Here is a 26,372-nt window from a genome sequence, read left to right as displayed (position 1 = left end):
AGAGTTATGGTGGACCGGCCGGCGGCGCAGCGCAAGGGGTTCAGCGCACGACCTGGTAGAGCCGCGCGAAACCCTCGTCGGCGACGACGCGCGTGCCGGGCAGGGACGCATTGCCGAGATCGGCATTGAGGAGCAGCACGTAATCGAAATCCCGGTGCCAATGCTTGAGATAGGGATCCAGGCGCTGGGGAATGGGCATGTTCATGTCGTCGGTGAACGGGATGCCCGAAGAATAGACGGATTTTGCCAGATAGGGCGGCTTCACCGCCAGCGGTTGCTGACCAGGGACCGTGAAGAGGCTCGGGATGAACACCTGCCGCCACATCACCACCAGCGAGCCGTAATGACGCTCGGAGGCGCAGCGTCCGCTGGGAAATCCCGCCACCAGACGGCCTAGCGGAGCGCCCGTGATTTCGTCCCAGTGCTGTTGCAGCACAATCACGGAGGCGCCGGGCGGCAGTGCACGGGTGGCCGTCTTCAATTGCTCGACATCGGCCGCCCGCATTTGCCAGATCCAGCCGATTGTGCCGATACGGACGACGGCGGCGAGCGCCAGGACGCCGGCAAACACGGCACGCTGCCGCTGGGTGTTGAAGGCCGGGCTCAATCCCGCCAGTGCCATCAGCGCCGCCATTTCGGGAAAGCGGATGACGAGCGCGCCGCCGTCGCCGATATTCATCGGCAAGATCGGTGAGATGAATTCCAGCACGGCTGCGACCAGCAGAAGTCCCGCATGGACCTTTATCTGCCGCTTGTATGCCAGCCATCCGAGGAGGCCGAGCACCGGCAGCACCAGCAGCACGTCAAGCGAGGCCTTGTAGCTCAGGATCGGCGACAGCAGTACGAGGCCGACGGTGGTGGGCGAAAACGTGGTGCTCAGCGGCTGCCAATAGACGAAGGCTTCGTGCGTCTTGTTGGCGCCCGGCGGGTGCGGTGCCAGCAGCATCAACAGAATGACGGGAACGATCGATACGGCCGCTACCGCCGCAATGCGCCCGATCTTGCCGTTCAAAAGGTTCGTCCATCGCGGCCCGAAGATCAGGGCGATGTTGAGCAGCATGAAGAACAGCGCGCCGAAAGGATGGACGAACAGCAGCACCGCCGTGCACACAAAGATCGCGAGAAGCTGCTTCGCCGACGCCCGCTCGATCGGATGCACCAGTGCCGCGGCGGCGAGCGCGGCGGCGAGGCCGATCTGGTAGGAGATCAGGCCGGTCACGGCGGTCGTGCTCCACACCAGCATCACGCCGGCCAGCGCCCACCATCCCGTGCGTCGGAACAGTTTCTTGTTGAGCCGGAGCGCCGCGAGCGGCGGCAGCAGGAACATCGCCACCAGCAGCACTTTGCCGACCGCATCGATACCGATAGCGCGCGCCAGTGAGGTGCCGATCAGGTCGACGAAGATGTTGGTGGCGGCCTGGCTCCAGCGCGCTTCGTACATCGCCGACAGCGGCGCGTGGTTGAGCCCTTCGGCGAGCAGCCAGATGCGCGTCAGGTGATTGGGGACATCCATCACCGGCGGCAGAGTGCCCAGGAAGAACGGAACGATCGCGAGGACCCAGACGGAAAAAATCGCAACGCTGCGGAATCGCACCGCCCCAACGGGTGCATTGGATCGGGCGCGGTCGAACTCTGTTGCGGTCACACGGTGTCCCTTGCTGGTGCCGGGTGCCTGCTTATCAACAGACACCCGGCCCACACAAGGCTGGTGATGCTTACAAATATCAGCGCGTCAGCGCCACGACTGTTTTGCGACCGTCATAAATCACGGTTTTGTCCGGCCTTGCCGTATCGTCGATGCCTGCGCCATGACCGTCGCCGACGATCACGATCTTGAACGTACGTTTCGCAAGCATTCCCGGAAACTTGCCCTTGCGCGGATCGATGGTCAGCGTGCGCTTGGCGTCGTTCCAATGGAAGGCGATGGTGGCATAGATGCCTTTTTCATAGGCATAGGTGTCGTTCTCGTCTTCATAGAGCACGAAGTTGCCGTTGGCGCCGGGATAGACGCGCAGTTCGATGGTGTCGGCCGGCTTCTGGGTGGCGTACTGCACCACCGGACCCATCGGCACGATCGATCCGGCGCGGACCATCAGCGGCATGGTGGTGATGTCGGCCGCGGCAGAAACCTTCTGTCCGCCGTTCATCGCCTTGCCGGTCCAGAAATCGAACCAGCCAGTTCCCGACGGCAGATAGACCTCGCGGGTCTTGTCCTTCACCGTCAGCGGCGCGGCATCGCGGGCATGCGCTGCGGGCGTCTTCCAATAGACCTGAGCGCGGAAGGCGCCGAGCACGGCGTTGTTGGTCTCGAACTTGAAGTCGTAGGTTTTGCCGGCTTCGAGCTGCAGCGGAATCGTCCACGACCCCATGGAGTCGTAGTTGTGGGCGACTTCCTTGCCGTCGAGATAGATCTTCTTCGGGCCGAAGCTCTTGAGATCGAAGCGATAGGTGCCGGAGACCGGAACCGTCAGCTTGCCTTCCCAGCGCATCGAGAATTTCGGACCTTTGATGAATTCCGGCCAGCCCGTGTACCAGTAGAGATCGACGGCCGGTTCGACGGCTTCGTGGCAGACCTTTTCCCATTTCTCGTCGCAGAAATAGGTCGCCTTGAGGCCTTCCTTCTTGCCGTCCGGCGTGTGGAAGAGGCTCGGACCGGTCGCCAGCACGCTTGCTTCCGGCGGGCGGTGATACATCGGCGTCGTTACCGGGGCGGCCATCAGCGATGGCCCGAACAGGAACTGATCGCCGACATCGCGGGCCGCCGGATCGTTCGGGAAGTCCATCGGTAGGCCGCGCATGATCGAGGCGCCGTTGTGCGTCACCTGCCAGGCCTGCGAATAGATATAGGGCATCAGCCGGTAGCGCAGCGTGTCGAACTTGATCAGCGTCGGCGTGTGCTCGCCGAATTCCCAGATCTCGCGCGGCGTTTCCGAACCGTGGCTGCGGAAGATCGGCGCGAAGGTGCCGAACTGGAACATGCGCGTATAGAGTTCCTGATAGGCCGGATCCTTGCCGCCGTTGGCGAACACGCCGCCCTGGCAGCCGAGCGAGAAGGCGCCGATGTCGAACGTCCAGTAGGGAATGCCCGACATGGAATGATTGATGCCGGCCGGAATCTGCGCGGCATAGACGCCCCAATCGGCGCCGATATCGCCCGACCACGTTGCTGCGGCGGCGCGCTGCTGTCCGGCGAAGGTGGAGCGGGTCAGGATGAAGACGCGCTTCTTGTCGGTATCCTTGCGCTGGTTCTTGTAGACGCTCTCGGTCACCACCAGCGAATAGGGGTTGAGATAGCGCGCGAACGAACCGATCGCGTTGTCCTCGACCTTCTTCATTTCGTATTCGTGGGCGTCTTTGGTCAGCGCGTTGACGATGTCCGGTTCGGTCGAGTCCATCCACCAGGCGTCGTTGCCCTTGGAGAAGATGTTCTTGCGGACATACTCCCAGAACAGGTCGTTGGCGGCCGGATTGTAGGCGTCGTAGTACTTGAAGCCCGCCCAGCCGACCGGCGAATAGAGCCAGCCGCGCTTGTCCATTTCCTTATGGATGTCCGACGCCGGGCCGAGCGCTTCCCAGATCACCGTCATGGCGTGGAAGTTGAGGCTGTGCAGTTCGTCGTACATCGCCTTGGGATCGGGATAGCGCGTCGCGTCCCACACCGTCGAACCCCAATTCTGCAGGCCGTCCCAATAGTTCCAGTCCTGGATGATGCCGTCGATCGGAATCTGGAGGTCGCGATACTTGCGGGCGACGTCGAGCAGTTCCTTCTGGGTGTGATAGTGCTCCTTCGACTGCCAGTAGCCGTAGGCCCACTTGCCGTACATCGGCGCGGCGCCGGTGAGTTGGCGATAACGGACGATGGCGTCGTCGATGGTCGGGCCGGCGAAGAAGTAGTAGTCGACATTGTCGGCCACTTCCGACCACAGCGAGGCGCCCTTGGCGTCGTCGTTCCACAGCGTCTTCGAATAATTGTCCCAGAAGATGCCGTAGCCGTTGGTCGACACCAGCACCGGCGTCACCGCTGCGGTGTTGGCCTGCACGATCTTCGCGCTATGGTCGCGCCAGTTGAACACGCCGTCCTGGCTCTGGCCGAAGCCGTAGATGCCTTCGCCGGCGGCGAGCTTGAAATCCTGCCGGATCGAGAACGCTTTCGGTTCCTGCTTGAGGCCGGTGGGGGAGAACTGGGCGGGGCCTTGCTCCTGAAGCAGCGTGTGTCCGTCCGGCGCGACGAAGCGGATCGTTCCGTCGGCCGTGTTGAGCACGACCTTCAGCGTACCGCTATCGAGCGTGACAGCGCTTTCGGTTTGAGCCGTTTTAATCGCCAGCTTTGCCGACGCGGACTGCACCACGGACAGGCTCCGCTTCTTGTCGCTGCCGCCATCGGTCCACTTCATCACGCGCACGGTACCCGGCGCGGTGAATTCCAACTTGACGTGCATGCCACCGCGATCGAGGGCGGCGCCGTTGGCGATGGTGCGGACCTCGGGCGAATTTGCCGGAGCTGCCGTAGCGGGGATGAGGAATAGAGCCGCGGCAAACGCCGTGGTGAACAATGCCAGTCTCATGAGCGGTGTCCCCGTCAAACCATGCGGTGGTTGATTTGTGGAATTTATATGACCAATGCGGGCGGGCGGAAACACTGCGTTCGGCGACCCTCAGGCGCAGGTCACGTGTTTTTAAGGTGCGGCGTTTGGATGCAGGCGCTAGATTGGGGGCGACGAACCGGATCCGAAATCGGAGCCAAGGATATGAATTCACAGAATTACCAGACCCGGTCTCATGCTGCCGGCTTCGACCGGAAGCGACGGAAAATCGCATGCCCGGCAGATGAGGTAAGTCGGAGAACGATTGCAAATTGTTCGTCGACTTATCATACAAATGATCGGAAATATGGCCTAATTCTGGCTGGCGCTCTAGGCCGGCTGTAAGCGACTGGTTGGTGCCCACTCTAAGCGATGATTGGACGTCTCCTTCGAGCACACTAACCAAACTGACGAGGCGCCTAAAAACGCCTCGTCTTTTTTTGCCCGGAACGCAGGCACGGCAGTGTCCTGCCTATTTGGCCGGCTCGCCGTAAACGATCCCGCGCCCGTCGGTGGCGACATAGACCCGCCCGAACACGTTCTTGTCGGCCGCCACACGGCGGAAGGCGCGATTGTATTCGTGTGCGCTGTCGTTGACGCGTTGCCACGAGGCGCCTTGGTCGAGCGAGCGATAGATCGCGACGGTGCCGTTCAAGCTGCCGAGAGCGAAGACGGTTGCGCCTTTCGCGTGTGGCGCCGCTTTGCCGAAGTCCATGTGGTAGGCGACGAGCCCGCCGGCCGTGGCGACGAAATGCTTGCCGCCGTCGGTCGAGCGATAAAGCCCGTCGGTGCCGATGAACCACAGTTCGCCCTTCTTGTCGGGTGAAGCCACCAGCGGATTGACGGCTTCGCGTCCGTTCGGCTCGCGCGCGGCGACATTGGCGGGCAGTCCGGCCGTGGGCTGCGCCTTGAAGGTGCGGGCGCCGTCGGTCGAGACGTAGAGCGTCGCGGTGGCGTAATCGAGTGCGTAGAAGCGGGCTGCGTCGGCGCGATCGGCGACGATCCAGCCGTGGTGCGCGGGCAGGCCGTCGGTTTTGGTCCAGGTCTTGCCGCGGTCGGCCGTCACCACCGGCTCGGGCGTCATCACCACGAACGTCTTGCCGTCCGCCGAGACCACGATGTTCGCGTCGATATAGGGATCGCCGTAATTGTAGCCGATCTTGTCCTGCGGGATTTCGATGTAGCCCGCCGGCAGCGGCGCCTTGAGCCCGTTCCAGGTTTTGCCGGAGTCGGTCGAGTAGGCGAGCGTGTAGCTGACCGGCCGGTTGTGCTTGGAGTGGGTGCCGCTGCGCACGATCACGTTCGGCGCCTTCTCGGCGTAGTCGATCGTGTTGGTGTTGGTGAACATCGGGTTCGAGGTGATCGGCGGCGAGACCGACAAATCCCAATGCACGAAGCCGCCGATGTCGCCGAAACCGGAAATCAGCGGCGCGCCTTTCGCCGGGCTCGACATCGTGATGACGGCCGTCTGCTCGACGCCCTCAACCCACGGCGTCCACAGGATCGGCTTGCTCGCATCGGCATTGGTGAGTTCGTGCGTGCCGTAAACGGTCGCGCCGGTGGTGTAGCCGATATGGCCGGAGTCGAACGGATCGATCGCGAGGCCGGTGATCCACCATCCGAACTCGGCTTCCTTTTCGCCCCAATAGAGGAACGGCACCGACGAGACATCGCGCTTGGAAATCTCGCGCAGCGAGGTCCAATGCGCACCGCCATCGGTCGAGCGATAGATGGTGTCGGGACCGCTGTTGCCGCCGATGGTCGCCGCCACCAGCGTGCCTTCATGCTGGCGATCGAGCGACAGGCCCATGAATCCGCCTTTGTCGGGCGAGATGTTGGTCCAGACGCCGGTCTTGGTGTTGAGCTTCATGACCGCGCCGTCGTTGACCGCCCACGGCCCCATGCTGTTGGCATAGGTGATGTACAAATTGCCTTTGGCGTCGATCTGCGCCTGCCCCGGAAGAAGACTGGCCGGCGGTTCGTTCGCAACCGGCGCCCAGGTCTTGCCGGCGTCATCGGAGCGATAGAGATGATGTTCGCCCGGATCGGCGACGCCGACGAAAATCGTCTTGCTGCCGGCGCCTTTGGTTCCGCTTTGCGGATCGAACACGACGAAGCTCAGGCCGGCATAGGGGCGGGCATAGCCGCCGGGCACGCCGAGGCCGGGCAGGGGGAAACTCGCCACCTTCGACCACGTCGCACCTTTGTCGGCGGAACGCTGCAGTCCGTCGTAGCGCGAACCGAAATAGAGAACGGACGTGTTGTTGGGATCGACGGCGAGACGTTCGCCGAGATCGCGGCCTTCTTCGTTGCCGCCCATGCGGAACGGTACCGGGACCGTCTCCCAGTGATCGCCGCGATCGTTCGACCGCAGGATCGCCGCCGCACCGCCGCGATAGACGCCCACCGCCGCATAGACGACGGAACCGTCGACCGGATCGGGGGCGATGCTCTCGATGCCGCGATAGCTCGGTTCGGGATTGTCGTCCTGCAGCGGGAGCCAGGCCTTGGCCTTGTCATCCCAGCGATAGATGCCGCCCATATCTGAACGCAGATACGCCAGTCCCTTTTCGACCGGCGAGAAGATCAGTCCGGGGATGTAACCGCCGCCGCCGACCTTGACGCTCTTCCATGTATAATGTGCGCCGGCATCGTCCGCAGCGCGCGCGGGCATGACGCTCAAGCAGACGGCAAGAACCGCGACGCCGAAACGCGCGAACATCGATCCGAACATTTTGCCTCTCCTGGGCGCGATCACTTTCTTTGGCGGGAATAAATCATATAAGTTTGCGCGCGACGCAATGCGCTTGTGGGGCTTTTGCATGCGACTTCGCACCGTGGCTGTTCTGATCCTCGCCGCTATTGCAACCAGCGCAACAGCCGGAGCGGGAGAGGCACTATCGCTCTGGTATGACAAGCCTGCCGCGGATTGGGAGCATTACGGTTTGCCGATCGGCAACGGCGCGATGGGCGCGGTGATCTCCGGCGGTGTTGTCAGCGACGACATTCAATTTAATGAAAAGACATTATGGACCGGCGGCCCCGGTGCGCCCGGCTATGATTTCGGTCTGCCGCCGCAATCGCTGAAACCCAAGCTGGCCGAGGTTCAAGCGCGTCTCGCCAAGGACTTGCAGGCGAAGCCCGAGGACATTGCCGCGCAACTCGGCCATCAGACCGTCGCCTATGGCGATTACCAGACGTTCGGCGATCTCGTGCTGACGTTCGACCGTTCCGGCACGCCCGACACGTATCGCCGCGCGCTCGATATCGGCCAGGCGGTGGCGCGCACCAGCTACCAAGTGAACGGCGTGCGCTACTCCCGCGCGTACTTCGCGTCCTATCCAGCACACGTCATTGTGATCCGGCTCACGGCATCCCAACCCGGCAAGATCGGCTTCACGGCCAAACTGACCGCGCCGGCCAACCGCAGTGCGATCCGTACCGCCTCGGCCGGGCGGATCAGCGAACGCGGCGCACTTAATGATAATGGCCTGAAGTACGAAGCCGGCGTGCAGGTGATCGCAACGGGCGGTTCGCGCATCGACAATGCCGACGGCAGCGTGACGGTGAAGGGCGCCGACAGTGCCGTCGTGATCCTCGCGGCGGGAACCAACTATCTCAATCATTATCCCGATTACCGCGGCCCCGATCCGCACGAAGGGATCGCGGCACGGCTCGATGCGGCAGCGAAAAAGCCGTATGCGGCGCTGCTGAAGGAGCATGTTGCCGATCACAGCCGGTTGATGGGCCGCGTCGCGCTCGATCTCGGCGGCAAGATGCCGAACCTGCCGACCGATGCTTTGGTGAAAGGCTACGGCAAGGACGCCGCCGCCGATCGGGCGCTCGAGACGCTGTTCTTCCAATACGGCCGCTATCTGCTGATTGCGTCGTCGCGCGCCGGATCGCTGCCGGCCAATCTGCAAGGCGTGTGGAACGCGTCGACCACGCCGCCATGGAACGACGACTATCATGTGAACATCAATCTGCAGATGAACTACTGGCTCGCCGACGTCACCGGTCTTCCCGAAACGCTGGAGCCGTTCCATGCCTTCGTCGACGGTCTGGTGGAGCCCGGACGCGCCAGCGCCGAGCGCATCATGGGCACCAAAGGCTGGACGCTGTTCCTCAATACCAATATCTGGGGCTACACCGGCGTGATCGCGTGGCCGACGGCGTTCTGGCAGCCGGAAGCGGGCGCCTGGCTCGCCTCGCAGTATTACGACCACTACCGCTTCACGCGCGATCGCGCCTTCCTGGAGCGTCGCGCCTATCCGGTGATGAAAGGCGCCGCCGACGTCTGGCTCGAGGCGCTGGTCACCGATCCGCGCGACGGCAAGCTGGTGGTGTCGCCGTCCTATTCGCCCGAGCACGGCCCGTTCTCGGCCGGCGCGGCGATGTCGCAACAGATCGTGTACGGACTATTCTCGGAAACCGCCGAGGCGGCCCGGATCCTGGGCGATGGCGCTACCGCGGAAAAGCTCGACGCGGCGTTGAAGAAACTCGATCCGGGTCTGGCCGTCGGCAAATGGGGCCAGCTGCGCGAATGGAAGGAGGAGTGGGACGATCCCAAGGACGAGCATCGCCACACCTCCCATCTCTATGCGCTGCATCCCGGCATGCAGATTTCGCCGCTGACCACACCGGTGCTGGCGGAAGCGGCCAAGGTTTCGTTGCGGGCGCGCGGCGACTCCACGACCAGTCACGGCGAAGCGGGGACCGGCTGGAGCAAGGCCTGGAAGATGAACTTCTGGGCGCGGCTCTATGACGGCGACCATGCCCATCTTCTGCTGTCGCAACTCCTCAAGGAGAACGCGATGGCGAATTTGTGGGATCAGTATGTCGGCCCGCCGTTCCAGATCGACGGCAATTTCGGCGCGACTGCCGGCATCGCCGAGATGCTGCTGCAAAGCCATGGCGGGATAATCGACATTCTTCCGGCCTTGCCAAAGGCGTGGAGCAACGGAGCGGTGCGCGGGCTTCGCGCGCGTGGCGGCCTCATCGTCGACATGACCTGGCGCAACGGCCGCGTGCGGAACTTCACTTTGATCGCGCAGCGCGACGGCGCTGTGAAGGTGCGCAGTGGTGCGTTTGCGGGACATTTCAAGGCCGTCGACACAAAGGGGCGCGCGCTGAATCTCGTCGGGGAAGGGGAGGTCCGTACCCTCTCGCTGAAGGCCGGCGAGCGGTACTTGGTAACCGCTTTCTAGTTCGGCTTCCGCCACAATTTAGCTACGATTGCACAGGCCCCCCGCATCCAGCCGACGAGGCGGGATCCGAGGCGCTATGGCGTGGCCAAAAATACGGGCCCGGCTAAAAATCCAATGGTTCCAATAGCATCTACTATTGCGGGCATGCTGTTAGCGGTCCCAGCCCCGGCCTGCACTTTGGCCTCGTGCTGTGCTGCTGCGGCAGTTTTAGCGCAGGTGGCGGAAATAAGGCGGATACGGCTCTCTCCTAGCTTGTCGGTAAGCGCTGTCCATGGTAACGCAACAATCACGGGAGATTTCCTGGTTTTTCGGCAACGTAGCGGTGCCGGGAACTAAGGGCCTCCTTTGTTGTGTAGCTCGTGATGTATCCGTTTGTGTTCGAGGGGAACCCAGACAAAAAAAGCCGGTCGCCGATCTGCAACTAAAACGGGCAGCGGAGAACCGATCGTTCTGGGGTTTGACGTCGGACACTTTTGGGAGGGGTTTCGTAGGTAAACGAATTATCCGTTCAATCGGATAAGTCAGCCCACGAGACGCCGCTAAGAACCTGGGAGGGCCTTCGTGAAAAACTTTCTACAGTTGAAAAATGTCCTGCTCGGCGGTGCCGCCGTCGGGCTGTTTATGATTCCGTCGTTCGCACAAGAACAGATGGAAACGGTGACGGTCACCGGTATCCGCGCCAGCTTGCAGTCGGCACAGTCGATCAAGCAGAACGCAAATCAGGTGGTCGATTCGATCACGAACGTCGACATCGGTGCACTGCCGGACCGCAACGTCGCCGAAGCCTTGCAGCGCGTGCCGGGCGTGACCCTGCAGCGCAACGACTCGCCGAACGACCTGGTCCGCATGGGCTCGACCGGCAACTCGGTGTTCATCCGCGGCTTGTCATGGGTACAGACGACCTTCAACGGCCGCGATGAATTCTCGGCCATCAACGGCCGCACTATGAGCTTTGCCGACGTTTCGGCCGACCTGCTGTCGGGCGTTGACGTCTACAAGAGCCCCACCGCGAGCATGATCGAAGGCGGTATCGGCGGCGTGGTTGACCTTAAGACCCACAAGCCGTTCGATTTCGATGGCCGCAAGATCGCGGTCTCCGGCGACTATACGTACGGCGAAATGTCGGACCGCGCCCTGCCGTCCGGGAATGCGCTGTTCAGCGACCGTTTCAACACCCGCCTCGGCGAATTCGGCGTTCTGGCGTCGGTCGACTGGCAGGACCAGTTGACCCGTACGACCGGCATCAATCTGTTCCCGTTCGACTGCTACAATTCGGCAGGGACGATCTCGCAGGCGACTGCGACTGATAACGCCTACACCACCTGCTTGGCCGATTCCGGCCACAAGATGAAGCCGCAAGGTTTCGCTTATCGTCAGGTGGACTTCCGGCAGCAGCGTCTCGCCGGCACCGTGGTGTTGCAGTGGCGCCCGACTGAGAAGTTGGAATTCAGCGTCAGCGGTATGAACACATATGCCCACTTCACCGATCTGGAGCATTATGTGCAGATGGACTCCAAGGCGTGGGGCGACTACGGCGCCAATTCGACTTACAAAAACGGCCAGTGGATCAAGGGCACCGGCAAGCTCACGACCATCGATACCCGCGCCGGTACCGGTCATAACCGTACCAGCGAACTTGCCGCCAACATGAAGTGGACGCCGACCGACAACCTCGATGTGTCGGTTGACCTCCAGTATGTCGACAGCAATCGTCAGTACCTCAACAACTCGGTGTTCACCGGCTATATGCCGAACACCTTGGTGACGATGGACCTGACCGACAGGAACAATCCGAAGATCTCCTGGGACAAGACGGCCGATACCACCGATCCGACCAACTACTACTGGTTGGCCGACATGGATCATATGGAATACAACTCGGCGCATTCCTACGCCGAACGTATTGATGCGACTTACCGGTTCAGCGGCGACGGCCTGTTGGGCTTCGTCAAGGCCGTTGACGTCGGCTTCCGCGCTCAGCAGAAGTTGTCCGTGGCGCGCGCCACGGGCTACAACTGGGCTTCGATCAACCCGATCGGATGGTGGATCGACGGCGGTTACACCCTCGGCGGCACCTGGAAGAGCTTCCCCGGCAAGACCAGCTTCGTGAACTCGAACGGCGAAACGATCACCTCGGCCGCCATCAGCGACGGGTTCAAGACTCTGAACAAGTACGGCCAGCTCTATTCCTATCCGCTGATCTACGGGCAGAACGTGCCGAAACTCTGGGTCCCGAGCGCAAGCCTGGCCCTGATGAACACGTATGATCTGACGACCCTCTATCGTCCGGTGCAACCCGGCTGGGGCTTCCAGAGCTACACGTATGACGTAGGCTGCAAGACGGGCATCACCTGCATTGCGGCATATGCCAATACGACGGTGGGCAGCAGTGTCACGGGCAATACGATCAGCCCGCAGACGCAAGACACCTATGCCGGCTATGCCCAGTTGGACTTCGCCAAGGAAAATCTGTTCGGTTGGAATATTCCGATCGACGGCAACATCGGCGTTCGCATCGTCCATACCAAGCATGTCGTCGAAAACGGCAAACTGGTCATGCCGTCGGCGCCTGACGTCGGCAGCTACAAGGTTTCCAACGGCTGCGCCCTGGCGTTGGGCAAGGAGATGAAGGCAGGCGACCCGACCACGGTCGTCACCTCGTGCGCCGACTACAACACGGCCATGACCTTCTGGGGCGACTATGCGCATGCGGCCTACGCCGTGCTGCGGCCCGATCCGGTCGAGACCAGCTACACCGAGGCTCTTCCCAGCTTCAACCTTCGCGCCAGTCTCACCAGCGAGTTGCAGGCTCGGTTGGCCTATTCGGAATCCATGCTGCGTCCGGAATTCGCATACACGAGCAACGACGGCTCGCTGTCCTTCAACTGGGGCGATTCGCAATCGTCTCAGGCGTTCAGCTTCAAGACCACGCCTTCGGGGTATGAAGGCAATCCGAACCTGAAGCCGATGCACTCGACCAACGTCGACTTCAGCTTGGAATGGTACTTCGCACCGAGCGGCAGCGTTACAATGTCGTTGTTCGGCAAGCGCATCACCAACTACATCTACACCCGGACCGCGCCGACGTCGGTCACCAACCCGTATTCGGGCCAGACCTACACCTTCTCGGATACGAGTTACGTGAACGGTTCGAAGGGCGGTATCGACGGTTGGGAAATCGACTATCACCAGTTCTACGATTTCCTGCCGGGCTTCTGGAGCGGCTTCGGTTTCGAAGCCAACTACACGAAGATCTACAACTGGGGCGGCCACAACAACTCCGGCAACATCACCGCGTCGGATGCGGTCGCCAGCGGTAACGCCACGCTGCCGATGGAAGGCATGTCCAACGACAGCTACAACCTGGCTCTGATGTACGCGAAGTACAACATCGATGCCCGTTTGGCCTGGAACTGGCGTTCGACCTATATGTCGTCCTCGGCGAACTCGAATGCGCCGCGTACGCCGGTTTGGGTCGAGAACTACGGCCAGCTCGACGGTTCGGTGTTCTACTCGTTCTGGGATCACTTCAAGGTCGGCGTTCAGGTCACCAACATCACCGGGTCGAAGTTCAATACGGACCAGGGTTATGCCGACTACCATCCGCGCGTGAACTGGATCGCGCATGACCGCAGCTACGCGATGGTCGTGCGTACGAACTGGTAAGACGCCGGTTCACATATCTGCGAAGCCCCCCGGTTCCTCCGGGGGGCTTTTTTTATGCCTTGTCAGGCGAGGGCATCGCGCAACGCAGCGAGATAGGGACGGTATGCCTCGGCCCGCCCTACGGAGCTTTGGTAAAGAGGCTGGCGCACCTGATTGAAGCTCGCGGTCACCACGGCTCGCTCGGTTTTGTGAAATTCGAGGCAGCGCGCATCCCATTCGAGGCCGCAGTATTCCACCATGCGCCGTGCCAACGCCGGCAGGTCTTTCACTAGGTCTTCGTATTGGATTTCCAGCATCGCGCCGGCCGGCAGCACTGACCGCCAGTGCGCCATCAAGGCATCGTAGGCCTTGTAGTAGCGGCCGAGTTCGCCGAGGTCGTAGGCAAAGCCGACATCGCCGGCAAAGGATTGCTGAAAGCACGAAAAGCAGGTGTCCAGCGGATCGCGGCGGATGTGAATAATTTTCGCCTGCGGCAGGGCCAGATGAATGAGGCCGACATGCAGGAAATTGTAGGGGAACTTGTCGACGATACGATGGGCGGCCGGTGCGATCGCCGTTACTTTGCGGACATAGGCTTCGCCGAGGCTGGCCAGTGCGTCGGCGGTCGCCGCGGCGACACCCCGCGGATAATCCGCTCCGGCCGCTCCGTTCGCAACGAGATCGGGCAGGGGCGTGATTTCGCCGGCGCCGTGCACCTCCGGATGGCTGGCCAGAATTTGCTCGACCAAAGAGGTTCCGGATCGCGGCATGCCGACAACGAACACGGGTAACGAACTGATGCATCCCGATCCGCGCCGTGTTGCGAGCAGTTCGGGCGTGAAGGCATCGGCGGCAGCCTGCATCTGTCCGAGTTCGCGCGCTTCGTCATAGGCAATCAGGCTTCGTTTGGCGGCATTGGCCATCTCGAGATGGGCGAAGGCTTCCGCGGGGCGGCTGCGGTCTGCGGCTTTTGCCAGCAGGAAGTGCAGGGTGGAGCGGTCCTGCGCGTCGAGCGCGTCCTCGTGTTGCGCCAGCTTTTCCAGCATCGCAATGGCCTGGGCCTTTTGCTTGGCGTTTCCGGCGTGGACCAGCGGATGGTAGTAAGTCGGGACCGTCGCATCGATCATCAGCGCCCGTTCGGCGGCGCGGCAGGCTTCGACCGCCCGGCCGAGATTCAGGTATGCGCACGCCATGCCGTAATACGCCGGCGCATAGGCGGGATAGTGGGTGAGGATGTGGCGGCAGTTCTCCAGCGCCACGGTATTGCGCTCGTCTTCGTTGTCGAACGTATCGACGTCCCGGCAGACCGCTTGAAGTCGGGGATCGCGTCCGATGGCCTCCTCCCAGGCGGCCATTGCGGCACTCGGACGGCCGAGTTTCAGAAGCAGTTCACCAAGCAGTGCGCGCGGTTCGAACGCCTGCGGTACGGCAGCGATCACTTGTTCCAATTTGGCCGCAGCCTCTTCGAACCGGCCCTGCCGGTATAGCGCCTGGGCCGAAGCCAATTGTTCTGCCGGGTTGTCCATGATCGTCCCTCTGGATGCACCCTGTGGGGTTGCGGACCTGTCGTCAACCGACTGCAGAGTGGTCTACACAATGTTGCGAAATGGGTTTTCCAAGTTCCAAAACGGCTTGCGGAGCGCGGATTTCCGCTGCAAAGTCCGGCCTCGAAAGCGCTGTCATATAAATAATATCAAGGACGGCGAGGGAAGGAACTGCACCATGGAACGCAAGAAATCTGCGGCGCGGAAGACCGTCGTCGCCTCGCTGATCGCGGCTGGCCTTTTGGTCGCCGGGTGTCATCAGAAGCAGACGCCCGCTTCGCACGAAGCCCCCATTCCGACCATCGCGCAGAAGAACGGGCATACCGCCCTGATGGTCGACGGCGCGCCGTTCCTGATGCTGGGCGTGCAGGCGAACAACGCCGCCAACTATCCTTCGCAATTGCCGAAGATCTGGCCCGCCGTCGAGCAACTCGGCGCCAACACGCTCGAGATTCCGGTCGCCTGGGAGCAGATCGAGCCGGTCGAAGGCCGGTTTGATTTCTCCTGGGTCGACACGCTGCTCGGCGAAGCCCGTGCGCACAACACCCGGCTGGTGCTGTTGTGGTTCGCGACTTGGAAGAACACCGCTCCGGCCTATGCGCCGGAATGGGTGAAGCTCGACGGCAAGCGGTTCCCGCATCTGGTCGACGCCAAGGGGCAGGTCACGTACGCGCTGTCGCCGCATTCGCGCACCACGCTCGAAGCCGACAAGAAGGCGTTCGTCGCCCTGATGGCCCATCTCAAAGAGGCCGATCCGCAGCGCACCGTGCTGATGGTTCAGGTCGAGAACGAGCCCGGCACCTACAAGAGCGTGCGCGATTATTCGCCCGCCGCGCAGAAACTGTTCGACGGTCCGGTGCCCGCCGCGCTGGCCGCCAAATTCGGCAAGCAGCCCGGCACCTGGAAAGAGACGTTCGGCGCCGATGCCGACGAGTATTTCCACGCCTGGTCGGTGGCGTCGTACATCGAAGAGGTCGCGAAGGCCGGCAAGGCGGTCTATCCGCTGCCGATGTATGTCAACGCCGCCTTGCGCGATCCCACCAAACCGCAGGACCCGCTGACCTACGCGTCGGGCGGGCCGACCTGGAACGTGCTCGACATTTATCGCGTCGCGGCACCCTCGATCTTCACCGCCGCGCCCGACATCTACAGCCATGACGGCGCCACTGTCGTCGCCCACATGGACAAGTACACGCGCCCCGACAATCCGCTGATGATCGTCGAGATCGGAAGCTCCGAAGACTTCGCGCGCTACGTCTATGCTGCGATGGGCAAGCGCACGCTCGGCTTTGCGCCGTTCGGCTTCGATTTCACCGGCTATTCCAACTGGCCGCTCGGCGCCAAGGTGGTGGATGCGCAATCCATCGCGCCGTTCGCTGTGAACTACAAAGCCCTGCGCGGCATCGATCGCGAATGGGCGCGGCTCGCGTACGAAAGCGATGTCTGGGGCGTGTCGGAGCCTGACGATCACAAGTCGCAGGAGATCGCGCTCGGCCGCTTCAAGCTGACGGTTTCGTATCAGGAATGGCAGTTCGGCCTGAAGGCGTGGGATCCCAAAGGTGCCAACGGCATTCCTGCTGGCACCGAGAAGGCGTCCGGCGGTGTTGCCGTCGCCAAGCTGGGACCGGACGAATATCTCGTCACCGGCATTCACGCCCGCGCCACGTTCGACCTCGCCGATCCGAAGTCCGCCAACGGCTTCCAGTTCGCGCGGGTGGAAGAGGGCCACTACAAAGACGGCAAGTGGGTGTTCGAGCGGGTGTGGAACGGCGACCAGGCCGACTGGGGGCTCAATTTCACCGACCGCCCCGTCATTCTGCACGTCAAGCTGGCGACGTACTGACAACAGGCATTGGAGAGAAACGCGATGACCTCGAAGAAGGTTTTGATGATCACCGCCGCCGTGGCCGCGCTGGCGGTTACCGGGGCTTGTTCGTCCGTACACGATCTGTTTGCGCCGAAGCCGCCGCCGGCTGCACCGGCATCGCCGTGGGAGAAGACCGCCACCGGCGTGGTGGTGACCCCGACCGCCGGGCCCGCCAAGAAGGTGCGGCTCGAAGTGATGACGGAGTCGATCATCCACGTCACGTCCTCGCCCGATGCGGCGATCGCGCCGCGAGAGAGCCTCCTGGTGCGGGCCGCGCCGGAAGCGGTGAAGTTCGACACCGCGGTGGATGGCGACACGCTGACCGTGAAGACCGCGAAGCTGTCGGCGCAGGTCTCGCTCAAGACCGGCGAGGTCAAGTTCCTCGATGCCGAAGGCAAGCCGGTGCTGGCCGGTGCGGCGACCACGTTCAAGCCGGTGACGGTCGACGGCAAGCCGTTCTACGACGTGCGGGCCGAATTCAATCGCGGCACCGACGAAGCCTTCTACGGCCTCGGCCAGCACCAGAACGGCCAGATGAACTACAACGGCGAAGACGTGATCCTCGCCCAGCACAACATGGACGTGGCGGTGCCGTTCGTGGTGTCGACCAAGAACTACGGCGTGTTGTGGGACAACTATTCGATCACCCGCTTCGGCTATCCGGCGGAATATCCCGCGATCAACGCCCAGCTCAAGATCTACGATGCGTCGGGCAAGGAAGGCGGCTTCACGGCGCGCTATACCGATGGCGGCAAACTCCTGGCCGAGCGGATCGAAGCCGATCCCAACTACCAGTTCATCGAAGATCAGAAAAATTTCCCGCCCGGCGTGATGCAGGAGCAAAAGGGCGCGGGGACCAGCAATCTGCCGCCGGCGCCGCCGCGCGCGCTCACCGTCACCTACGACGGCGCCCTCGAGACCCAGAAGAGCGGCGTGCACAAATTCCGCTTCTACGTCTCGGGCTATTTCAAGCTGTGGCTCGACGGCAAGCTGGTGATGGATTCCTGGCGCCAGGGCTGGCAGGGCTGGTACCGCAACGTCGAAATTCCGATGACTGCCGGCAAGAAGGTCACCTTCAAGGCGGAGTGGAAACCGGAAGGCGGCTATTTGCGCTTCCTGCATCTCGATCCGATGCCGGATGCCGAACGCCACGAACTGTCGCTGCATTCCGATGTCGCCAAGGCCATCGACTATTATTACGTCGCCGGATCGAACCTCGACGACGTCATCGCCGGGTACCGCCATCTCACCGGACCGGCGATCATGATGCCCGAGTGGTCCTACGGCTTCTGGCAGAGCCGTCAGCGCTACGAAACGCAGGACCAGCTCGTCGGCGTGTTCAACGAATACCGCAAGCTGAAGCTGCCGATCGATGCCATCGTGCAGGACTGGCGCTATTGGAAGGACCCGGAGTGGGGCAGCCACGATTTCGATACCAGCCGCTTCCCCAATCCGCCAAAGATGTTCGACGACGTTCGCAAGATGAACGGCCACGTGATGCTGGTGATCTGGCCGAAATTCTATGAGGGCCTGCCGCACTTCAAGGAGTTCGACGAGAAGGGCCTGATGTACCGCTATTCCGTCGACCAGAAGTTCAAGGACTGGGTCGGGCCGGGATACGTGTCGTCCAACTACGACGTCTATTCCAAGGAAGCCCGCGACATCTATTGGAACCAGGTCCAGAAGAAGCTCGACAATCTGGTGGCGCCCGATGCGTGGTGGATGGACAACGACGAGCCCGACATCCATTCCAACACGGCGATGGACGTGCAGGTGAAGATGCGCGGACCGACCGTGCTGGGGCCGGGCGCCGAGTTCTACAACACCTATCCTTTGATGCACGTCTGCGGCTTCTACGATCACTGGCAGGCGGCGCATCCCGACAAGCGCACCTTCATCCTGACGCGCTCGGGCTTTGCCGGCGTGCAGCGCTGCAATGCGGCGGTGTGGAGCGGCGATATCGCGGCGCGTTGGAGCGACATGCGCGAGCAGATTTCGGCCGGCGTGAATTTCTCGATGTCGGGCATCCCGAACTGGACGTTCGACATCGGCGGTTACACCCTGGAAAACCGCTATCTCACGATGGAAGTCGGCAAGAAGAAGATCGAGCCCAAGCCGGCCGACAAGGCGGAGTGGACCGAGCTTTATACCCGCTGGTACGAGTTCGGCGCGTTCGTGCCGGTGTTCCGCAGCCATGGCGAACTGGTCAAGCGCGAGACCTTCGAAATCGCCAAGCCGGGCACGAAGGTGTTCAACATCCTCGCCTTCTACGACAAGCTCCGCTACCGGCTGTTGCCCTACATCTACACGCTTGCGGCCGATACCTATTTCAAGGCCGGCACGATGATGCGCGGCCTGGTGATGGACTTCCCGAACGATCCCGCGGTTCGCAACATCGCCGACGAATATCTGTTCGGGCCGTCGTTCCTGGTGGCGCCGGTGACGGAGTACAAGGCGACGTCGCGGTCGGTCTATCTGCCGGCCGGCACGCGCTGGTACGATTACTTCTCCGGCGCGGTGTACGAGGGCGGCCATACCATTACCGCCAAGGCGCCGCTCGATCGCATGCCGCTGTTCGTCAAGGAAGGCGCCGTCGTGCCGACCGGCGTGGCGCAGCAGTACACGGGCGAAAAGCCCGGTGCGCCGATCACGCTCACCGTCTACACCGGCAAGGACGGCCACTTCGATCTTTACGAGGACGACGGCACGTCGACCGGTTATCAGAAGGGCGCCTTCGCGCGCATTCCGGTGGCCTGGAACGAAGCGACCGGCACGCTCATCATCGGCGCGCGCAAGGGCTCGTTCCCCGGCATGATCGCGGCGCGTACCTTCAAGGTCCGCTTCATCTCGGGACCGACCAAGACCGCGCTCGATTTCGACGCCAAGGGCGCCGAAGTCGTGAAGTACAGCGGCGAAGCGGTCGAGGTGAAACGGAAGTGAATTGAATCAGCGCGCGTGCTTCCGGTACGCGCGCTGAAACTGCCTTATTCCGCCGGGATCTGGTTTTCGATGCCGTGCGTGGGCAGGACCGGCGGCTTGGCCGTCTGGGTTTTGGCATAGGCGATGAGGTCCAGCGCTTCCTGCATCAGGAACCGCATTGCCGCGCTGGCTGCTTCGGCATCGCCGTTCACGATGGCATCGGCGACCTTCTTGTGGTCGGCGGCCGAGGCCTGCGCCACGCCCTTGAAGAAGTTGGTGGCGCGGATCGAGAAGCGCGCGGCGGTATCGATCATATCGCACATCTGGGCGTAGAAGCGGTTGCCGCTGGCGCGCATCACCGCGACGTGGAAGGCGATGTCGCTGGTCAAGGGATCGTCGTCGCCATGCTCGGCCGCCACCATGCGGTTGATCGCGTTGGTGATGGCGGCGATTTCTTCGCGCCCGGCGAATTCGGCCGCCATGGCCGCCGCGACCGGCTCCACCGCCATGCGCATCTGGGTGAACTCGGAGAGGAGCTGGAACGACAGCTTGCGCTCCAACAGCCAGCGCAGCACGTCGGGGTCGAGGAAATTCCACGACCGTTCGGGCAGCACCCAGGTACCGTGACGCGGACGCGCGGCGATCAAGCCTTTCGCGGTGAGCATCTTCACCGCCTCGCGCAAGACGCTGCGCGAGACGTTGTACTTTTCGCAGAGCACGGCCTCGATCGGAAATGGATTGTCTTCGGAATAGTGCCCGGTGACGACGGCGATGCCGATGTCTTCCATCACGCGGAAGGTGAGGTTGGAACCGGCCATGCCGCCGACGGATGGGGAGTGGGCTCCCATCGCACCGGTGCTCTGCGAGGCATTACGCATCCCCAGCTCCCTTCATGAACGCCGTCCGGAGGACCGCGACGTCCGGTCCGTGCCAGGGCGACAGCTGACAAGTGATGGTAACGGTATCATCGTCCGCATTCCACCGCAATTCGCCAAAGCTGCGCCCATGGCTGGCCGGCGATCTATTTCTTGTTGCCTGGCAAGGCGCAAACCGCACCGCGCTTGGCTGCCGTCGGGCAATCCACGACCTCGAACGGCCACTTGCTGTCGTCGTGCGGAATGTAGGCCACGATGCCCTTCGGCATCTGCGGGCAGGCAAACTCGACGACGTAGAGCTTCTTGGCTTCGATCTGGCCGACCACGCGGGTGGTCTGGTCGGTAGCTTCGCAAGCGATCTTGTTCTTGGCGAGCGTGTCGCGGAAGCTCTTCAGCGTCGGACCGATGTCGCCATTGTCCGACAGTTTGCAGGGCAGACCGCGCTTGGCCGACTGGTTGCAGGTCTCCACGTGGACCGGAATGGACGCGCCGGGCAGGCCGACGACCATCATGTAGCCCTGGCCGTCATCGCAGGCGACTTCGTCGAATTCGATGTGATTGGCCGCATTCTGGCCGGACCACTTGAAGTCCTTGACCTTGCAGACATGGCCCGAGGCGGTCAGCATTTTGGCGGCAACCGCCTTCAAATCGGCGTTACCCGGCAAGCGGCAGATTTCGGTCGGCTTGCGCTTGGCCGCGATGTCGGCCTTGGCGGTGGCGTCGGTCGCGAAGCACGAGAAGCCATAAGGTTTGGCAGGCTCCTGCGAGACGAGGAAGTAGCCCATGCCGTTGGAGCAGGTCGTTTCATAGGTCTGGGTCTGGACCGTCTTGCCGTCGACGGTTTCCGGGCCGGCGGCGACGCGCATCGCATCGGTTACTTCGCACGACAGCGACATGGATTTGGCGAGCGCCGCGGCAGCGATTTTGTCTTCCGCCAGGACCTGCTCGAGAGTCTTGCCTTTGGCCTTGTCTTCCTTGGTGAGGCGCTTGGCGTCCTGGGCGTAGTCCTGAAGTTTGTTGAACTGCTCTTGCGAGAGCTGGCCTTGCGGGATGCCTCCGCGAGCGCCGGCAACAGGAGCTCCACCGGGGGCCATTTGAGCATGCGCCCCTCCCATGACAGCGATTACCATTGCAGCCATAGCAATTCCGAGACGCATGAGACTCCCCCTAATTACATGATTGATATGATAGTATAGCCCAATAAAAGCCCGTTCCAAGGGCTTTTCAGGCGTGCTGCTTCCATCCTCCGCACCCTCTGCAGGCGATTTGGCTGCCCTTATGTGTAGCCGCAATCTTGCCGTAATTTCTTTGGATCCGTTCCAGAGTGGCATCACAAATCTTGAGCCCTGGCAGGGATCGGGGATATTCCGGCTGCGATAGGTTTCGGGAGGATTCGGATGCGGACGATCACTGCAGGGTTGGCGGCCGGCATCATGCTGGCGGGGTTGGCGGTTGCGCAGGACGTTCCGGCGCACAAGGGATATCTGAAGCCCGGCACGGTCGACATCATGTCGGTGCTGCCCGCCGGACCGGTTGCGGGTGACGCGCGCTACGACGCCGACCGCGCGATCTTCAAGGCGACCCGCCGCTACGCCGGTTCGCCGCGGTGGGAGATGGCGACCAAGGACGTAAGCTGGAAAGACGCCGACATGCTGGCCGGATTTTCCTGCGCTCTCGGCGCCACGGTGACGCCCAAGGATGTGCCGCGCATTCTCGCTCTGGTCCACAAGGCAGGCGACGACACCCAGCGCGAAACCAATATCGCCAAAAAAGCGAACAAGCGCTCGCGCCCCTTCCTGATCGACGCCGGGGAAATCTGCCAGCCGGCGAAGGAACTGGCGGACAGCTATGATTATCCCAGCGGCCACACCACGGGCGGCTGGACCTGGGCTCTGGTGCTGGCCGACGTGGCCCCCGGTCGCGCGTCGCAGATCATGGCGCGGGGCAGGGCTTACGGCGAGAGCCGGATCGTCTGCGGCGCGCACAATTCCAGCGCCGTCGAGGCGGGACGCTTGTCGGCCACCGTCACCATGACGTCGGTGCGGGCGACCACGGCGTATCAGCGCGATCTCAAGAAGGCGCAGGCCGAGTTCAAGGCGCTGAAGAAGCCGGCGCCCGATGCGGCGCTGTGCGAAGCCGAACGCGGGCTGGTGTCGCTGAATATTTTCGCGCCCGCTCCGTAGACGGACGGTTTGCTACCGGGAATTTCCGGCGGCGCGTTCGCGGATACTCTCCTGCACGCTGACATTCTGCGTCGGCGGCGATAGCGCTGCGTCATCTGCCGCAGGCAGGATCATGCGCACCGTGGTGCCCGCGCCGGGCGTACTCTCGATTTCGAACGTGCCGCCCATCAGTTCGATCAGACCCTTTGCAATCGGAATGCCGAACGCCAAGCCTTTGCCCACGGCGATCAGATGATTGTCGGGATGGCCGAAAGGCCGTTTCAAATCCTCCAGGCGTTCGGGCGGAATGCCTTCGCCGCGATCCTGGATTTCGATGACGATGTTGGACTTGCGGGCGGTGATGTCGATGGTGATCGGACCGCCATTCGGCGAATGGCGCACGGCGTTGGACAGGATGCGCTCGATCGCCTGGGCAAGACTGGTCGGGGAACCCCGGCAGATGGCTGCCCGATCGGTGCGGACGAGAGACACCCGCAACGATTTTTCCTGGATGCGCTCATGCAGCGAATGGATTGCCTTGCGGGCGACGTCGGCCACATCGAACGGCTTTTCGTCGGCGCCCTTGTCGCCCGCCTCGATGCGGGCGATCTCGATCAGGTCGTTGACCGTCTTGAGCAGGGCGCGACCGGCGCTGCGGATGTCGCGGACATACTCGCCGTTGCGCGGCGAGCCGAGCGGCCCGAAGATCTGGCAGCTCAGCGTGTCGGCATAGCCGATGATGGCGTTGAGCGGCGTGCGCAGTTCGTGACTGATGGTGCCGAGAAAGACGGACTTCAGGCGGCTTTGCTCGTGGGCGGCGCGCGCTTCGGCCTGGGCCTGCATGGCGTTGCGCTGCAGCGCCAGCCAGCGTCCGGCCACGATCAATTGGGTCAGCACGAACACGAACAGCACGATGCCTAGCGGGATCGTCACTTGGCGCATGAAATCGCTGCCGGGCAAATGCGGTTTCCACTTGAGCCACGCCACGGGTTTGCCGCTTGCGTCGGTCAGGGCGAACTGTTGGTAGCCGTCGGACTGGTTGCCATCCAGCGTGACGAAAGCGGAGGTGGCGGAGAAACCGGTAGAGAGATCGGCGAACTTCTCGACCTCCACCGGATTGAGGAAGATCGCGTAGAACGGCGTCCGGTTTGCCGCCGGCAGATCGGCTTTTTCTTCCGGGGTCACCGGCGCTGCGACGGCGAAGTACGGCTTTCCGCCGGACACGATCACGCCGTTGGCCATCTCCGGCGGCTGCCGCACGCCGGATTTGCTGACTTTATCGAGCAGGGCATTGAGCCCGCTCGCGTGCCGGAAATACTCGGGGTTGAGCGTCGTTTCGCCATGCGGCGCATGCAGGAAGCGGATTTCCCGGTTGGGTCCGATCAGCGCCGTATAGCGGTTGCCCATCGACTCTTCATAGGTGTCGAATTGGTAGGTGACCCACTTCTGGTCCCACTTCTTGACGATGTTCACGAACGAGTCTTGCCAATAGACCATCAGACGGACTTGGCCGCGCAGGTACAGATAGGCGTCCTCCGCGTCGTATCCGGCGACGATCCGCTGCGTGGCAAGAGATTGCGCGTCCTGGCGATGCGCGCTGAGGCCCGTGATGATGACGATCGCGATCATGACAACGGCGAACGCCGCTGCGAAGCAGATGTGGATCAGTTGAAAGCGGAAACGGGTGCCGGAACGAGCCATCGCCACGTCATCCTTTCATCTGCCGAAGCCGTTCGCGGCGTCGCGTTGAAGGCGTGGTGGTGAGGTCGTCGTCCCGCGGCGGCGCGTGCACCGCATTCGGCGGAAATTCGGCCCAGATGCGCGTGCCGATGCCGAGTTCGCTTTCGATATGGAAGCTGGCGCCGTGATGTTCGATCATCGCTTTGGCCAACGGCAGGCCGAGACCGGTCCCGGTGCGCTCCGCGGTGACGTCGCGCTGAATCTGGCCGAACGGTTCGAGCGCCGTAGCGATGCCGTCTGCGTCCATACCGGCGCCGTTGTCTTCGACCCCGATGGCGAGACCGCCGTCTTTTGCCGGTTCGGCGAACAGGCGCACGCTGCCGCCGGGCGCAGTGAACTTCACGGCATTGGACAAGAGGTTGACCAGCACCTGCCGCATCGCCCGCTCGTCGGCATCGAGCAACAGGTCGGCATCGGCGATGTCGTCGACGAGATCGAGCCCCTTGGCGAGCGCCTGCGGGCGTACCAGCAGCATCGCGCTCTCGGCGAGTTGCTCGATCGGGAATACGGAGCGGACGAGTTCGAACTTCTGGGCCTCGATCTTGGCCATGTCGAGCACGTCGTTGATGAGGCTCAACAGATGCGTGCCGCTCTGGTGGATGTCTTCGATATAGCTCTCGTAGCGCGTCGGCGTCATCGGTCCGAACACGCGATTGCGGACGAGATCGGAGAACCCGATGATGGCATTGAGCGGCGTGCGCAACTCGTGGCTCATCGAAGCGAGGAACCGGCTTTTGGCGCGATTGGCGGCTTCGGCCTCGGCTTTGGCCTTTATGAGCTGCTCTTCGTGCTGGCGCTGATCGGTGATGTCGTAGATCGTGCCCACCGCATGCCGGAGCTGACCGCTATCGTCCGCGAACACGGCGCCGGTGGTGAGGATGGTGCGCACTTCGCCGTCGTTGGCGCGCACGATGCGGAACTCGAACTGCCAGGGGCGGTCCGGCCGCCGGACGGGTTGCTTGGGGTAGCGCTCCAGGAATGCGGGCCGGTCGTCCGGGTGGATGAGGCCGATGAGCGTTTCGATGCTGGGGTGCACGTCGTCGCCGACACCCAGGATCTGGCGCATCTTCGGCGACCAGTGATCGACACCGGTCGCAAAATCGGAGTCGAAATTGCCGATGCCGGTCGCTTCCACGCCGATGCGCCAGCGGGCTTCGCTCGCCGTCAATTCGTGGGTTCGGCGTTCCTGCGACAGCGCCAGACGGATCAGCATGATGCAGGAATTGAGTGCGCTCCAATCCCAGTCGCCCGGTTCGTGCGGATCGCGATAGTAGAGCGTCAGTACGCCGAGCACGGTACCGTCGGTATGAAGGATCGGCAGCGCCCAGCTCGAGCGGATGCCGCAGGCGTCGGCGAAGCTCTGCAGGTTCCGCCATAGCGGGTCGGTTGTGGTGTCGGACACCAGCACGGGTGCTCGCCGCCAGGCGGCAGTACCGGTCGAACCGCTGGTGGGCCCGACTTCGATCTCTTCGAGGGTGGAGAAGTAATGGTGGTTGAGGCTCGGAGCCGCCAGCGGCTTCAGCCCTAGCCGGTCGGGCTGCACCAAGGTGATGGCGCACAACGCCGGAGGGACCAGCTTCTCGGCCAGTAGTGCGATCCCTTTCGCGATTTCACGCAAGTCGGCGCCGTTCGCCATGCCCTCGAGGATGGCGCCTTGGGCATCCAGCATTGCGCGGGCAGTAATGAACTCGTTCAGAGGCGCGCTCCATCGCCGGTGGACCAGGAAAGAGAGCACACGCCGGTTAAGAAAGCCGAACGCCCCGCCCATGATTTGGCACCGGACGGGGCGCTTGTGGAAACTACGTATAACGTCGAACGTGCAGGCTCGAC

13 protein-coding genes are annotated in these 26,372 nt (G+C 62.6%); 5 read left to right on the top strand and 8 right to left on the bottom strand.

The window, feature by feature from the left end; translation table 11 throughout:
- Positions 1 to 40: 40 nt before the first annotated feature.
- From FHS84_RS11365 to FHS84_RS11355, 3 genes are all read right to left on the bottom strand, one after another.
- Positions 41 to 1,645, bottom strand: a complete 1,605-nt coding sequence (locus tag FHS84_RS11365; protein ID WP_166934236.1) for a hypothetical protein — start codon at positions 1,643 to 1,645, stop codon at positions 41 to 43.
- A 79-nt stretch (positions 1,646 to 1,724) separates the two neighbouring features.
- Positions 1,725 to 4,565, bottom strand: coding sequence for a TIM-barrel domain-containing protein (locus FHS84_RS11360; RefSeq protein ID WP_166934234.1), 2,841 nt, complete (start codon positions 4,563 to 4,565; stop codon positions 1,725 to 1,727).
- A gap of 490 nt (positions 4,566 to 5,055) precedes the next feature.
- Positions 5,056 to 7,317, bottom strand: a complete 2,262-nt coding sequence (locus tag FHS84_RS11355; RefSeq protein WP_166934232.1) for a WD40/YVTN/BNR-like repeat-containing protein — start codon at positions 7,315 to 7,317, stop codon at positions 5,056 to 5,058.
- An 88-nt stretch (positions 7,318 to 7,405) separates the two neighbouring features.
- Here FHS84_RS11355 and FHS84_RS11350 point away from each other — a divergent pair, with 88 nt between their 5' ends.
- Together FHS84_RS11350 and FHS84_RS11345 are read left to right on the top strand one after the other, a co-directional pair.
- Positions 7,406 to 9,790 carry a glycoside hydrolase family 95 protein gene (locus FHS84_RS11350; RefSeq protein WP_166934230.1) on the top strand — a complete coding sequence of 795 codons (2,385 nt, stop codon included), beginning with the start codon at positions 7,406 to 7,408 and terminating at the stop codon, positions 9,788 to 9,790.
- A 561-nt stretch (positions 9,791 to 10,351) separates the two neighbouring features.
- Positions 10,352 to 13,456 (top strand): TonB-dependent receptor, encoded by a 3,105-nt coding sequence (locus tag FHS84_RS11345; RefSeq protein WP_166934227.1) that lies wholly within the window; start codon positions 10,352 to 10,354, stop codon positions 13,454 to 13,456.
- Between the two features lie 62 nt (positions 13,457 to 13,518).
- Here the strand turns inward: FHS84_RS11345 and FHS84_RS11340 are convergent, their stop codons facing one another.
- Positions 13,519 to 14,961 carry a tetratricopeptide repeat-containing sulfotransferase family protein gene (locus FHS84_RS11340; protein WP_166934225.1) on the bottom strand — a complete coding sequence of 481 codons (1,443 nt, stop codon included), beginning with the start codon at positions 14,959 to 14,961 and terminating at the stop codon, positions 13,519 to 13,521.
- A 196-nt stretch (positions 14,962 to 15,157) separates the two neighbouring features.
- On the opposite strand from FHS84_RS11340, the gene FHS84_RS11335 reads away from it, so the two are divergent.
- The gene (locus FHS84_RS11335) at positions 15,158 to 16,822 is read left to right on the top strand and encodes a DUF5597 domain-containing protein (RefSeq protein ID WP_166934222.1); all 1,665 of its coding nucleotides are present in this window, start codon (positions 15,158 to 15,160) and stop codon (positions 16,820 to 16,822) included.
- 24 nt (positions 16,823 to 16,846) lie between these two features.
- Positions 16,847 to 19,786 (top strand): TIM-barrel domain-containing protein, encoded by a 2,940-nt coding sequence (locus FHS84_RS11330; RefSeq protein ID WP_208393814.1) that lies wholly within the window; start codon positions 16,847 to 16,849, stop codon positions 19,784 to 19,786.
- A 44-nt stretch (positions 19,787 to 19,830) separates the two neighbouring features.
- Here the strand turns inward: FHS84_RS11330 and FHS84_RS11325 are convergent, their stop codons facing one another.
- The gene (locus tag FHS84_RS11325) at positions 19,831 to 20,643 is read right to left on the bottom strand and encodes a FadR/GntR family transcriptional regulator (protein WP_208393813.1); all 813 of its coding nucleotides are present in this window, start codon (positions 20,641 to 20,643) and stop codon (positions 19,831 to 19,833) included.
- A 143-nt stretch (positions 20,644 to 20,786) separates the two neighbouring features.
- Positions 20,787 to 21,734, bottom strand: coding sequence for a hypothetical protein (locus tag FHS84_RS11320; protein ID WP_166934220.1), 948 nt, complete (start codon positions 21,732 to 21,734; stop codon positions 20,787 to 20,789).
- Between the two features lie 303 nt (positions 21,735 to 22,037).
- Between FHS84_RS11320 and FHS84_RS11315 the strand changes: the two genes are divergently transcribed.
- Positions 22,038 to 22,823 carry an acid phosphatase gene (locus tag FHS84_RS11315; protein ID WP_166934217.1) on the top strand — a complete coding sequence of 262 codons (786 nt, stop codon included), beginning with the start codon at positions 22,038 to 22,040 and terminating at the stop codon, positions 22,821 to 22,823.
- A 12-nt stretch (positions 22,824 to 22,835) separates the two neighbouring features.
- Here FHS84_RS11315 and FHS84_RS11310 read toward each other — a convergent pair whose 3' ends face one another.
- Both FHS84_RS11310 and FHS84_RS11305 read right to left on the bottom strand, forming a co-directional pair.
- Positions 22,836 to 24,503 (bottom strand): sensor histidine kinase, encoded by a 1,668-nt coding sequence (locus tag FHS84_RS11310; protein ID WP_166934215.1) that lies wholly within the window; start codon positions 24,501 to 24,503, stop codon positions 22,836 to 22,838.
- A 7-nt stretch (positions 24,504 to 24,510) separates the two neighbouring features.
- Entirely contained in the window at positions 24,511 to 26,310 is a 1,800-nt protein-coding gene (locus FHS84_RS11305) for an ATP-binding protein (RefSeq protein WP_166934213.1), read from the bottom strand.
- Positions 26,311 to 26,372: the final 62 nt, after the last annotated feature.

This window comes from Rhizomicrobium electricum (genome assembly GCF_011762045.1).
Lineage (GTDB): Bacteria > Pseudomonadota > Alphaproteobacteria > Micropepsales > Micropepsaceae > Rhizomicrobium > Rhizomicrobium electricum.
This window is presented reverse-complemented; position numbering and strand designations above follow the sequence as displayed.